Annotated in this window: 9 protein-coding genes; 7 read left to right on the top strand and 2 right to left on the bottom strand. The window is 66.8% G+C overall.

Going from position 1 to position 12,885, the window contains the following annotated elements:
- Positions 1–99: 99 nt before the first annotated feature.
- From kynU to E7V67_017685, 6 genes are all read left to right on the top strand, one after another.
- Positions 100–1,344 carry a kynureninase gene (kynU, locus tag E7V67_017660; GenBank protein ID WUR11519.1) on the top strand — a complete coding sequence of 415 codons (1,245 nt, stop codon included), beginning with the start codon at positions 100–102 and terminating at the stop codon, positions 1,342–1,344.
- Positions 1,345–1,353: 9 nt separating this feature from the next.
- A complete protein-coding gene (kynA, locus tag E7V67_017665) occupies positions 1,354–2,193 on the top strand; it encodes a tryptophan 2,3-dioxygenase (GenBank protein ID WUR11520.1) in 840 nt (279 codons plus the stop codon).
- Between the two features lie 54 nt (positions 2,194–2,247).
- Entirely contained in the window at positions 2,248–2,934 is a 687-nt protein-coding gene (locus E7V67_017670; protein WUR11521.1) for a ribonuclease T2, read from the top strand.
- A gap of 50 nt (positions 2,935–2,984) precedes the next feature.
- Positions 2,985–5,243: an ATP-binding protein gene (locus E7V67_017675; GenBank protein ID WUR11522.1), complete on the top strand. Its 2,259-nt coding sequence runs from the start codon at positions 2,985–2,987 to the stop codon at positions 5,241–5,243.
- A 1-nt stretch (position 5,244) separates the two neighbouring features.
- Positions 5,245–5,703, top strand: coding sequence for a response regulator (locus E7V67_017680; GenBank protein WUR11523.1), 459 nt, complete (start codon positions 5,245–5,247; stop codon positions 5,701–5,703).
- Between the two features lie 246 nt (positions 5,704–5,949).
- On the top strand, positions 5,950–7,494 hold the full coding sequence (locus E7V67_017685; protein ID WUR11524.1) for a beta-xylosidase: 1,545 nt from the start codon (positions 5,950–5,952) through the stop codon (positions 7,492–7,494).
- 42 nt (positions 7,495–7,536) lie between these two features.
- Here E7V67_017685 and E7V67_017690 read toward each other — a convergent pair whose 3' ends face one another.
- Positions 7,537–10,236 carry a heparinase II/III family protein gene (locus E7V67_017690; protein ID WUR11525.1) on the bottom strand — a complete coding sequence of 900 codons (2,700 nt, stop codon included), beginning with the start codon at positions 10,234–10,236 and terminating at the stop codon, positions 7,537–7,539.
- Between the two features lie 160 nt (positions 10,237–10,396).
- Positions 10,397–11,989 carry a response regulator gene (locus E7V67_017695; protein WUR11526.1) on the bottom strand — a complete coding sequence of 531 codons (1,593 nt, stop codon included), beginning with the start codon at positions 11,987–11,989 and terminating at the stop codon, positions 10,397–10,399.
- Between the two features lie 273 nt (positions 11,990–12,262).
- Here E7V67_017695 and E7V67_017700 point away from each other — a divergent pair, with 273 nt between their 5' ends.
- Positions 12,263–12,868, top strand: a complete 606-nt coding sequence (locus E7V67_017700; protein ID WUR11527.1) for a CHRD domain-containing protein — start codon at positions 12,263–12,265, stop codon at positions 12,866–12,868.
- Positions 12,869–12,885 lie beyond the last annotated feature (17 nt).

Here is a 12,885-nt window from a genome sequence, read left to right on the forward strand (position 1 = left end):
GCGGCGGCAGCCAGCGCTGGCATTGCCTGAGTAGCATCTTTCCCATGCTACACTCGCGCTTTCATTTGAAGCTTCAAGCTTTTTTACAGGGGTGATGCCATGACGACAACCCGCAACGACTGCCTGGCGCGCGACGCGCAGGACCCGCTGGCGCCGCTGCGCGCCCGCTTCGACCTGCCGCCAGGTGTAATTTATCTCGATGGCAACTCGCTGGGCGCCCGTCCCAAGGCGGCGCTGGCGCGCGCCAGCGCAGTCATTGCCCAGGAATGGGGCAATGACCTGATCAAGAGCTGGAACACGGCCGGCTGGTTCGACCTGCCGAAACGGCTGGGCGACCGGCTGGCACCGCTGATCGGCGCCGAGGCCGGCGAAGTGGTTGTGACCGATACCACGTCCGTCAACTTGTTCAAGGCCCTGGCCGCCGCGCTGCACCTGCAGCGCCCGCATGCCGGGCGCAAGGTCATCGTCACCGAGCGCAACAACTTCCCTACCGATATCTATATGGCCGAAGGCCTGGCAGGCTGGCTGGACCGCGGCTACGAAGTGCGGCTGGTGGACGACCCGGACGCGATCGACGCGGCCGTGGACGACGACACCGCCGTGCTGATGCTGACGCACGTGAATTACCGCACCGGCCGCCAGCACGACATGGGCGCTATTTCCGCCATGGCGCGCGCACGTGGCGCGCTGACGGTCTGGGACCTGGCCCACTCGGCCGGTGCGGTGCCGGTCGCGCTGCACCGCGACGGCGCCGACTTCGCCGTCGGCTGCACCTACAAGTACCTGAACGGCGGCCCGGGCGCGCCCGCCTTCATCTGGGTGCCGCGGCGCCACCAGCACCACTTCGTGCAGCCCCTGTCCGGCTGGTGGGGCCATGCGGCGCCGTTCGCGATGGCCAGCGCCTTCGCCCCGACCGAAGGCATCGGCCGCGCGCTGTGCGGCACCCAGCCGATCGTCTCGCTGGCACTGGTCGAGTGCGGGCTGGACGTGTTTGCCGAGACCGACATGGCGGCGCTGCGCGCCAAGTCGCTGGCGCTGACGGACCTGTTCATCGAGCTGGTCGAGTCGCGCTGCGGCAGGCATCCGCTCGGGCTGGTGACGCCGCGCGAGCACGCGCGCCGCGGCAGCCAGGTCAGCTTCACCCATCCGCACGGCTACGCTGTGATGCAGGCGCTGATCGAGCGCGGCGTGATCGGCGACTACCGCGAGCCGGAAATCATGCGTTTCGGCTTCACGCCCTTGTACACGAGCTTTACCGACGTGTGGGACGCGGTGACGATCCTGCAGCAGATCCTGGACGACCAGGCGTACGATGTGACAGCGGCCCGTGGCGCCGTGACCTGAAAGCCGACGATGACCGAAACGACCAAACCCGCCGAATGGCACGGCGCCCAGCTGGATTTTTCCAAATCCATGAGCTACGGCGACTACCTGGGCCTGGAGCAGATCCTGAATGCCCAGCATCCGCTGTCGCCGAACCACAACGAGATGCTGTTCATCGTCCAGCACCAGACCAGCGAGCTGTGGATGAAGCTGATGCTGCACGAGATGCATGCCGTGCAGGCGCACCTGCGAAGCGACGACCTGCCGCCCGCCTTCAAGATGCTGGCGCGGGTGGCCCGCATCATGGACCAGCTGGTGCACGCGTGGGACGTGCTGGCGACGCTGACGCCGCCGGAGTACACGGCCATCCGGCCCTACCTGGGCGCCTCCTCCGGCTTCCAGTCGCACCAGTACCGCGAGATCGAATTTGTGCTCGGCAACAAGAATGCCAACTTGCTGAAGGTGCACGAGACGCGGCCGGAAGCGCATGGAATCCTGCAGCGCGCGCTGCACGAACCATCCGTCTACGACGAGGCGATCCGCGTGCTGGCCCGGCACGGCCTGCCGGTCTCGCAGGCACGGCTGGACGTCGACCCGACCCTGCCGACGGTGGCCGACGACTCCGTCAAGCAAGCCTGGCTGGCGGTCTATCGCGAACCCGAGCGCTACTGGGCGCTGTACGAGCTGGCCGAAAAGCTGGTGGACCTGGAGACGGCGTTCCGCTTCTGGCGCTTCCGCCACGTCACGACCGTCGAGCGCGTGATCGGCTTCAAGACGGGCACCGGCGGCACGGCCGGCGTCAGCTACCTGAAGAAGATGCTGGACGTGGTGCTGTTCCCGGAGCTGTTCGCGTTACGGACGGCCTTGTAGGCACCGGGGTCACTTTATATATAATCACGGCACCCTTTCCGACAGGATGCCGACATGAATTTCACCCACAAGACCAGGACGCTGGTCCTGCTGCCCGCGCTGGCCGCCGCCCTGCTGTGCGGCAGCGCCGAGGCGCGCAGCCGCAAGGCCCAGGGCTCGGAGCCCGGCAAGTTCGACTATTACGCGCTGGCCCTGAGCTGGTCGCCGCAGTACTGCGCCGGCAACGGCGGGCGCGACCAGCAGCAATGCGCCACCGGCCGCCAGCTGGGCTTCGTGCTGCACGGCCTGTGGCCGCAATTCGAAAAAGGCTACCCGCAGAACTGCTCGGACGAGCCGCTGCCCGAAGCGGCCCGGGCGAAATACGAAAAGATCTACCCGTCGCCCAAGCTGATCGGCCATGAGTGGTCGAAGCACGGCACCTGCTCCGGCCTGCCGGCGGAAGACTACCTCGCCCTGTCGGCCCGGCTGAAGGACAGCCTGGCGATCCCGGCGCCCTACCGCAAGCCGGCCCAGCCGGTGCGCGTGACGGCCGCCGCGTTCAAGGAAGAGTTCCGCAAGGCCAATCCGGCGCTGGCCGACGAATCGGTGCTGCCGTTCTGCACCGGCGCCGGCCGCTTCCTGCGCGAGATCCGCGCCTGCTACGACAAGGACGGCCACTCCCGCACCTGCGCGCCGGACGAATCGAAACGCGCCGCGAAAAGCTGCGGCCAGGGCTCGTTCCTGGTGCAAAGCGTGCGCTGAACGCCACCCCCGGCCGCCACTCGGCCGCGTTTGCCGGTAGAATTCTGTCCATGACAAGTTCGACACCACAGGTCAACCCGACGTTCGACCTCTCCAGCTGCGAACAGGAACCGATCCGCACGCCAGGCAGCATCCAGCCGCACGGCTTCGTGCTGGCGCTGGACGCGACTGGTCGCGTCGTGCAGGCCAGCGACAACCTGGTGCAGCATCTGGGCAAGCCGCCCGCGGCGGTACTGGGCGGCACGCTGGCCGATGCCATCGGCGCACCCGCCGCGGCCGCCCTGCAGCCGGAGCTGCAGGACGAGCGCGTGCGCGAGCGCCCCAGCTTTGCCGCCACGATCCGTCTCAGCGAGAAGGACCACTGCTGCTTCGACGTGCTGGCGCACCGCTACGATACCCTGCTGATGCTGGAGTTCGAGGCGATGACGCGGGCCGGTGCGGCCGACTTCCGCCACCTGTACCCGCTGGTGGGTGACTTCCTGCAGCAACTGAACGACAGCGATACGATCGAGCAAATGAGCCGCACGGCCGCCGACGAGATCCGCACCGTCACCGGCTTCGGCCGGGTGCTGGTGTACAAGTTCGACGAGGAAGGCCATGGCCACGTGCTGGCCGAGAGCAACGACGGCTCGCTGCCGTCCTACCTGGGCCAGCGTTTCCCGGCCAGCGACATTCCGAAGCAGGCGCGCGAGCTGTACGCCGCCAACCGCATCCGCCTGATCAGCGACGCCAACTACACGCCGGCGCGGCTGGTCCCGCCGGTCAATCCGCTGACGGGGGCACCCAACGACCTCTCGTTCGCCGCGCTGCGCAGCGTCTCGCCGATCCACCTGCAATACATGCGCAATATGGGCACGCTGGCGTCGATGTCCGTCTCGCTGATGGTCAAGGGCCGGCTGTGGGGCCTGATCTCGTGCCACAACGCGGCGGCCTGCCACATCCCGTTCGACAAGCGCACCGCCTGCGAACAGCTGGGCCAGATCCTGGCGCTGCGCATCACCAGCCGCGAGGATGCCGACGAGCTGCAGTTCCGCCTGGAGGTGCGGCGCGTGATGGTGTCGGTGCTGGCCGGGCTGACCCAGGGCGCCGACTTCATCGAGAACATGGGCAGCGTGTTTCCCGAGCTGCTGCAGTTCGCCCGCGCCGGCGGTGCCGCCGTCGCGGTCGACGATCGCATCCTGCGCTATGGCGATACGCCCGATGAAAGCCAGGTGCGCGCGCTGATCGGCTGGCTGGACCAGCACACCCATGGCGACCTGTACCACACCGACCGCCTGGTCGAGCACTACCTGCCCGCCGGCGCCTTCCTGCACTGCGCCAGCGGCCTGCTGGCGATGCCGATCTCGCGCATCCACAAGCATTACCTGTTGTGGTTCCGGCCCGAGTTCGTGCACACGGTGGACTGGGCCGGCAACCCGCACGCCAAGGAAGCGCCGCCGGACGCGCCACGGCAGCTGTCGCCGCGCACCAGCTTCGCCACCTGGCGCGAGACGATCCACGGCCGCAGCGCCCCATGGCACCCGGGCGAGATCGAGATGGCGCTGGAGTTCCGCACGGCCCTGCTGGGCATTGCCCTGGAGCGCGCCGAGCAGATGGCGGAACTGGCCGAGGAGCTGGGCCGCGCCAACAAGGAACTGGAGGCGTTCTCGTACTCGGTGTCGCACGACCTGCGCGCGCCGCTGCGCCACATCGTCGGCTTCTCCGACCTGCTGCTGGAAGCGGCCGGCAACGACACGCTCGACAAGCGCCAGCGCTTCCTGAAGAACATCAAGGAATCGGCCCGGCTGGCCGGCAAGCTGGTGGACGACCTGCTCAGCTTCTCGCAGATGGGCCGGGCCTCGCTGCGGCCCGTGCGCGTCAATATGAACGAGCTGGTGCGGTCCTGCGTCGACAAGCTGACGCTCGACACGCAGGGCCGCCACGTGCAATGGCACGTGGGCGACCTGCCGGAGATTGTCGCTGACCCGACTTTCATCCAGCTAGCGTTGTATAATCTGCTGTCGAACGCCGTAAAATTCACCAGCCAGCGCGACCCTGCCATCATCCGCGTCGACGGCCGGCGCGATGGCACCGAAACCGTGTTCGATGTCAGCGACAACGGCGTCGGTTTCAACATGGACTATGTGCACAAGCTGTTCGGCGTGTTCCAGCGCCTGCACCGGATGGAGGATTTCCAGGGCACGGGCATCGGTCTGGCCAACGTGCGCCGCATCGTCGAACGCCATGGCGGCCGCGTGTCGGCCACCTCCAGTGGCGGCCACGGCGCGACATTCACCTTTACGATTCCGAATACCTTACCGTCCGCATAGCATGTTGAAGCCTATCCTCCTCGTCGAAGACAATCCTCACGACCTCGAACTGACCCTGATCGCGCTGGAGAAAAGCCAGCTTGCCAACGAGGTGATTGTCGTGCGCGACGGCGCCGAAGCGCTCGACTACCTGTACAGCCGCGGCGAGTACGCTACCCGGCAGAAGGGTAATCCAGCCGTCGTGCTGCTGGACCTGAAGCTGCCCAAGGTGGACGGCCTGGAAGTGCTGCGCGAAATCCGCGGCGCCGACGGGCTGCGCAGCCTGCCGGTCGTGATGCTGACGTCCTCGCGCGAGGAGCAGGACCTGATCCGCAGTTACGAGCTGAACGTCAACGCCTACGTCGTCAAGCCGGTCGACTTCAAGGAATTCGTGCGCGCCATTTCCGACCTGGGCATCTTCTGGGCCGTGCTGAACGAGCCGCCACCAGGGTCGCAGCGTTACGTACGCCCGCAGAATTAACGGCGCTTGGGGACTGTCCCTTTGGGACTGTCCCCGGTTTTATTCCGCGGCCTGGGCGGACCACGGTCATAAGCTTGCTCGGATAGTCAGCCGCGGATAAAAACCAGGGTCAGTCCCCTGCGGGGCGGTCCGGCGACCCGGCAGACCCTACCCCTGAAATATTGTTGGCTTGTCGGTGATTTTCGCAATTGCCGCCCCCTCCCCCATGCGCGACGATAGCGGCTCGCCACCTCATGGGGAACCGTCATGCCCAGCCGCACCCTGCTCGCCGCCTGCCTGCTGCTGGCGGCGAGCGCCCAAGCCGCGCCGCGCCAGATCGCCATCGATGCCGCGGCACCGACCACGCCGCGCGATCGCTACACCGACCTGTCGGTCGGCGCCGACTACCCCGGCACCCTGATCCGCGCCGACAGCCTGGCCCAGCTGAAACTCGCGCGCGACGAGCTGGGCTTTCGCTACCTGCGCTTCCACGCCATCTTCCACGACGTGCTGGGCACCTACCGCGAGGTGGACGGCCAACCCGTGTACGACTGGACGAAGATCGACTACCTGTACGACCGCATGCTGGCCATCGGCATCAAGCCCTTCGTCGAACTGGGCTTCACGCCGCTGGCGATGAAAAGCTCCGATGCGGCGATCTTCTACTGGAAGGGCAATACGTCGCATCCGGTGCCGGCCAAGTGGGCCGCCCTGGTGGACGCGTTCGTGCGCCACCTGCGCGAGCGCTATGGCGAAAGGGAAGTGCGCACCTGGTTCTTCGAGGTGTGGAACGAACCGAACCTGGATGGCTTCTGGGAGAAGGCCGACCAGCAGGCCTACTTCGACCTGTACACGCTGACGGCGCGCACCATCAAGGCGATCGACCCGGCGCTGCGCGTGGGCGGCCCGTCCACGGCCGGTGCCGCGTGGGTGCCGGAGTTCCTGCGCCATGCGGACGCCAGCAAGGCGGCGGTCGATTTCGTCACCACGCATACCTACGGCGTGGACGGCGGCTTCCTGGACGAACAAGGCAAGGAGGACACCAGGCTGTCGCCCTCCCCGGACGCCATCGTCGGCGACGTGCGCAAGGTGCGCGCCGAGATCGAGGCTTCCAGCCGTCCCGGCCTGCCGCTGTATTTCACGGAGTGGAGCACTAGCTACACGCCGCGCGACCCGGTGCACGACTCCTACGTCAGCGCGTCCTACATCCTGGCCAAGCTGAAGGCCAGCGCGGGCCTGGTGCAAGGCATGAGCTACTGGACCTACAGCGACCTGTTCGAGGAGCCCGGGCCACCGACGGCGCCGTTCGAGGGCGGCTTCGGCCTGATGAACCCGCAGGGCATCCGCAAGCCGGCCTGGTTTGCCTACAAATACCTGAACCAGCTGGGCGACGCGCAACTGCCTGCGACGGACGCGCAAAGCATCGTCACCCGCACCGGCGACGGCGTGCGCGTGCTGGCCTGGGACTTCCAGCAGCCGGTGCAGGTCAAGAGCAACCGCCCGACCTACACGGCGGTGCTGCCGGCGCGGGCCAGCGCGCCGCTCAGCCTCGAGCTGTCCGGCCTGAAGCCGGGCCGGTATACGGTCGCCGTCCACCGCACCGGCTTCAAGGCCAACGATGGCCATACGGCCTGGATCGAGATGGGTGGCCCGAAGACGCTGAACGGCGCCCAGTTGAAGCAGCTGCAGGCGGCGACGACGGATGCGCCAAAGCGCTCGGCGCTGCGCGTGCCCGCGTCCGGCAAGGCCATGGTGGCCGTGCCGATGCGGGCCAACGACGTGGTGCTGGTGAAAGTGGAGGCAGTGCGCTGAAAAAAAGCCGCCGCGTGTTCACGAGCGGCGGCTCGGGCAGGCTTACTCGGAGATCTGCACGTTGCGCTGGTCGAACACCAGCCAGGACTTGCCGCGCTGGACCAGCAGCTTGGTGTTGGTCAGGTACGTTACGTAGACTGGCACGTTGGTCGCGCAGTCCTCCGTCAGCACGGTCAGCGTGGCGATCTGATTGTGGCGGTCCGTCGTCTTGTACGCCGTGTGGAACTGCTGGTTCGGGTTGAAGTAGCCCGGATACAGCGTGGCCATGTCTTCCGGTTGCGTGTACGCGCCATTGAAGCCGTGGAAGTAGCTGCACACCTTGGCATCCGCCGCGACCACCTTCAGGCGACGCGGCTGGGCCGGATCGACCTCCGGCTTGGCGACCGTCTGGTAGTTGAACTGCCAGCGGCGCTTGATGTCGCTGCTGGCGAAGTCATAGATCAGCGCGACGCGATCGGCCCGGTTGTAAGCCACCGTGCGCACCGCATTCTTCAGGAGTGGCTTGAACGTGTGCGAACCCGGCGTGATTTCGCCCTGGTAGGCGCCAGTGGCGTCCCCGGTCGCGATGGACCAGTTGCTGGTCTCGGGTGCGTAAAAATTCACCAGCCTGGCGTTGGCCACCATGGAGAAGGCCGGGTTGCCTGCCACCGTCGGATCGGGTACCCGCTCGGCCTGGCCGATACCGCTGTCCGTGTAGCCTTCGCCGGCGTCGAACGTCAGCGCGTTCTTGAAGCGGGTGGCGCGGCGCAGCTGCTGCTCCGTGAGGTCGTCGAAGTTCTTGTACACGCCGCCGGAAACGAAGATGTCGCGGCCCTTCGACACGAACACGAAGCTGTTGTTGTCGGCGTGGCTGTGGTTGAGCGAACCCAGGCGGCTGGAGCGGAAATACAGGCTGGAGCGGAGCGGATCGGACGTATTCGTGTGCATCGCGACCTGGCCCGCATCCTCGAACAGGTAGCTGGACGGCAGTTGCGGATTCTCGGCCGGGGCCACGCGGGCTTTGCTGGCCGTCATCAGGTAATGGTAGATCCGCAGCGGCAGCGTGCGGGTGGCATCGATGCCGGCACGGTAGTACCACTCGTCCACCGGATTCTGCGACACGTGCGCGAACAGACCATACGACTGCCAGGCGTAGGAGTAGTAATAGCCGCCCTGCTCCGAGCCGTCACCGAACGGCGCGCGGGTGCCACCGAAAGGATTGCTTTCGCTGATCCGCGAGCGGATACGCGGTGTTGTCGCGTAGAAGTTGTCACCGAACTTGTCCAGCGCCTGGATGTGGCTGATGTCGACGCCTGCCGTCAGCTGGTAGTCGGCCAGCAGTTGCGCGTAGCTGTTCAGCGCCATCCAGGTGTAGCCGGTGCTGTTGCCGAAGGCGCTGTCGCTGCCGCCGCGCCACGTGCCGATGGTGGTGATCACCGTGTTCCAGGTCTTTGCCAGCAACTGGCCCTCCGTTCCCGCCGGCTCGTAGCGCTCGGCGCTGCCGACCGCCCCCGTTGTGTGCATCATCACTTCCACAGCGTAAAGTGCGGCGGTCAGCAGGTGCGAGTCGTAGGGAAGGCGGTACAGGCTGTCGAGCTTCGCCATCAGCGGGTCCATCCGCGCCTTGATGCACTTGATGATCACGTCGCGTTGCGCAGGGGTCATCCGCGTATACAGCATGTCCAGTCCCAGCGACAGGCTGCGCAGCACGTCGCGGTTCCACTGGTCCTGCTTCCATTCGGTGGTGGGCCCTTCCTTGTCGGTGCGCCAGGCTGCCACCTTCAGCAGGCTGTTGATCGCTTCCTGTTGATAGCCGGCGTTGTTCGCGATAAGGCCGGCCGTGGCCAGCGTCTCGATGCGCAGCAAGACGTTATGGATGGCGTTGTTGTCGGCCGGCTCGGGGATGTCGACCGGCGTCGCGAAGCCGGCCGCCTTCGCCATATAGGCCGCATAGGAATCCTTCTGGTCGCTGACCTTCAGGGCGGCATCGATCGCGCTCCACGTCATGATCTTGCCGCTGGCATCGCGCGGCAGGATGCGCGGCCAGGGCTTGGCGAGGACGTTCGCACGCACCTGCGCGCCGCTCGCCACGTTGGGCAGCTCGGCGCCATTGAAGTCGAACGTACGGTCCTGGCTCGTGCGCACGACGCCGGTGCTCGTTCGCTCCTGCACCTTCCATGTATAGCGCCCCGGCTCCACCAGCGGCTTGGGCAGCACCAGGCGTGGCTCCCTGGTGGTGACGCTGTACTCGTAGCCCCCAGGGCCCGTCAGCGTGAAGGTCATTTCGGCGAGCTGCGAGGTGAGCGCCAGCTGGGCCCAGGTGAACAGCGGCGTTGCCGTGCGCACCGTCGTGCAGTCGCGCGGCTCGATGCGCAGGTATTTGTGGGCGGCCATGTAGTCGGTATCGGCCTGTGGCACGCAGCCGGGGGCGTAGGCTTCCGGGATGTAACCCTTGTCCAGCACGGTGCCGCGGCTCAGCGCGATGGTACGCACGTCGGTCGTCTTGGCGTCGGCGTTCGTGGCTTCGAGGCGATAGTCGAGCTTTGCGCCGCTGGTGGCGAGCGGCGTGACGGTAATGCTGTTGCCGGTAACGACCTGGCCGTTCAGGCGCACGATCGTTGCGTCGGACACTGTCCAGCTCAGCTTGACGGGCTGGCCGTCGACGACCTTCAGGTTATCGGCATCGAAGCTGACGATGGTGGGAGTAGCGTGGGCGGCGCTCATGGCGAGCGACAGCAGCATGGCAATACGGGTCTTTTGCATGGGATGGCCTCAAGATACGTACGGGGACCGTCGCTCTCTGGCGCATCGTGCGCCCCAGCCGTCGCGACGGCATGACGGGCGGCACACGGATTTTATCGTGCAAATAATGCAACAAATCTATCGAATCCTCACACCCCTCCGAAGGTAGGGTATGGCGCTGTCAGGCCGCCTTGCGCCGCCGCAGCAGGTGCCGGATGCGCGCGCTCAGCACGTCGGCGTTGTAGGGCTTCTGCAGCAAGCTGACGGAAGGATCGAGCTTGCCCTCGTGCGCCAGCACGCCCTCGGCGTAGCCGGAAGTGAACAGGATCTGCACGTCCGGCTGGCGCCGGCGCAGCAGGTCGGCCAGCTCCAGGCTGCTCATCTTGCCGGGCATGATCACGTCCGTGAACAGCAGGTCGACATGGGCGCCGCCTTCGATCATGCGGGCGGCGTGGTCGGCGTCCGGTGCCTGCAGCACCTGGTAGCCGAGCGCGGACAGCAGGCCGACGGTGGCATCGCGCACCGCTTCCTCGTCTTCCACCACCAGGATCGTCTCGACGCCGCCGAACAGCGCCGTCACCGCCGCGTCGTCGTCATGCGCCGGCGCCTGGCTGCTGCGGCGCAGGAAGATGCGCACGCTGGTGCCCTCGCCCGGGCTGCTCTTCAAGAGGATCTCGCCGCCCGACTGCTTGACGAAACCGTACGCCATCGACAGGCCCAGGCCCGTACCCTGGCCGGTCGGCTTGGTCGTGAAGAACGGCTCGAACGCGCGTTGCAGCACTTCCGGCGGCATGCCTTTGCCGGTATCGGCCACTTCGATCATCACGTAGTCGACGTCGCCCACCTCGGCCAGCTGGGGCGAGCCCTGCGGCACGTTGCGGGCGCGCAGGGTCAGCGTGCCGCCGTTCGGCATGGCGTCGCGCGCGTTGATGGCCAGGTTGAGGATGACGTTGTGCAGCTGGCTCGGATCGACGGCCGTGCTCCACAGCCGCGGGCCGATATCGGTGACGATTTCCGCCTGCGGCCCCAGCACGCGGCGCAGCATGTCCTCCATTTCCGTGAGCGCGACGGAGGGATCGATGACGACCGCCTGCAGCGGCTGGCGGCGGGCGAACGCCAGCAGGTGGGCGGCCAGCCGTGCGCCGCGCTCGACGCCGGCCAGCGCCGTGTCGATGCGGGCACGGGCATTGTCGTTGACGCCGCCGATCAGCTTCAGCAGCTGCAGGTTGCCGCCGATGATCTGCAGCACGTTGTTGAAGTCGTGCGCCACGCCGCCGGTCAGCTGGCCGATCGCTTCCATTTTCTGCGCCTGGTGCAGCGCCGCCTGGCTGACGCGCAATTCCTCCTGGCTGCGCGCCAACGACGCGAACGCCTCGTCGCGCTGGCGCCGCGCCACGCAGGCACCGCTGTGGTAACGCACCCGCGCCACCAGCTCGCGCGGGTCGGGCCACTTGACCAGGTAGTCGTTGGCGCCGGCCGCAAAGGCCTGCACCTTGATCTCGGCGTCCTGCTCGGAGGACAGCAACACGATGGGCAGGTTCTCGGTACGGGGATCGGCACGCAGGCTGCGGATCACGGCAAAGCCGTCCGTGCCCGGCATGCGCAGGTCGACCAGCACAACTGTCGCCGCGACCTCCAGCGCCAGGGCGACCGCCTTGTCGGCGCAGTGGTCATAGCAAAGTGTGATGTCGGCGTGCGACTCCAGGCTGTGCAGCAGGTAGTCCCGCGCCAGCGCTTCGTCGTCAATCAGGAGGACGGAACAGGTGTGTTGCATGGCGCTTGGGTGGTTCTGTAGGCGTGGACACGAGACTATGAACAAAGAGCAAGATTGCATTCTATCTCATACGTTTCCAGGCCGGGGCGCACGTGTTCAACCGTGCGCGGGTCGGGCGCGCAGGTGTTGCAACGAGTCCGCTGGCGGGCCGCACTGTCGGGCGGTCTTACAGTTCCTTGCGGAAAACTCAGCAAGTACTTGATTTTCCTGCTGGCGCCAGCACTGGCGCGCCGCTTGCTTGCACCAGGATCTCTACCTTGCAAGGAGACTCCCATGCTGACTACCTTACCGAAAGCACTGACGGCGCTGGCCCTGGTGTCGACCGCCCTGACCGCCGGCGCAACCGTCCAGATCGCCCCGGCCCATGTCTACACGGCGCAACTGTCGGGCGCCAGCGAGGACCCGCCGAATGCGTCGACCGCCACCGGCAGCGCCAGGGTCGGCTTCGACATCGGCACCCATACGCTGACGATCGACGTGACGTTCTCCGGCCTCCTTGGCGACAGCACGAACGCCCACCTCCACTGCTGTACCGCGCTGCCCGGCGCAGGCACCGCCGGCCCCGCTACCAGCACACCGACCCTCAGCGGTTTCCCGTCGGGCGTCAGGAGTGGCACGTACCACCACGTGTTCGACACCTCCCTGGCCAGCACGTGGAACAACGGCTTCATCAACTCGCACGGCGGCATCGCCGGGGCGGAGCAGGCACTGCTGGCCGCCTTGGACAACGGCCAGGCCTACTTCAACATCCACAGTTCGTTCGCCCCGGGCGGCGAGATCCGCGGCTTCCTGCAGCCGGTGCCCGAGCCGGGCGAGCTGGCCATGCTGGCCGTGGGGCTGCCATTCGTGCTGGTGCTGGCGCGGCGGCGGCGCGGCTGAGGGCACGCCGTCTCGTC

Origin of the sequence: [Empedobacter] haloabium (assembly GCA_008011715.2) — a bacterium.
Lineage (GTDB): Bacteria > Pseudomonadota > Gammaproteobacteria > Burkholderiales > Burkholderiaceae_D > Rugamonas > Rugamonas haloabia.

What these genes read in the sequence shown, in the direction of transcription:
- kynU (WUR11519.1), top strand. Translation starts at nt 100, where the DNA reads ATGACGACAACCCGCAACGACTGCCTGGCGCGCGACGCGCAGGACCCG.
- kynA (WUR11520.1), top strand. Translation starts at nt 1,354, where the DNA reads ATGACCGAAACGACCAAACCCGCCGAATGGCACGGCGCCCAGCTGGAT.
- E7V67_017670 (WUR11521.1), top strand. Translation starts at nt 2,248, where the DNA reads ATGAATTTCACCCACAAGACCAGGACGCTGGTCCTGCTGCCCGCGCTG.
- E7V67_017675 (WUR11522.1), top strand. Translation starts at nt 2,985, where the DNA reads ATGACAAGTTCGACACCACAGGTCAACCCGACGTTCGACCTCTCCAGC.
- E7V67_017680 (WUR11523.1), top strand. Translation starts at nt 5,245, where the DNA reads ATGTTGAAGCCTATCCTCCTCGTCGAAGACAATCCTCACGACCTCGAA.
- E7V67_017685 (WUR11524.1), top strand. Translation starts at nt 5,950, where the DNA reads ATGCCCAGCCGCACCCTGCTCGCCGCCTGCCTGCTGCTGGCGGCGAGC.
- E7V67_017690 (WUR11525.1), bottom strand. Translation starts at nt 10,236, where the DNA reads ATGCAAAAGACCCGTATTGCCATGCTGCTGTCGCTCGCCATGAGCGCC.
- E7V67_017695 (WUR11526.1), bottom strand. Translation starts at nt 11,989, where the DNA reads ATGCAACACACCTGTTCCGTCCTCCTGATTGACGACGAAGCGCTGGCG.
- E7V67_017700 (WUR11527.1), top strand. Translation starts at nt 12,263, where the DNA reads ATGCTGACTACCTTACCGAAAGCACTGACGGCGCTGGCCCTGGTGTCG.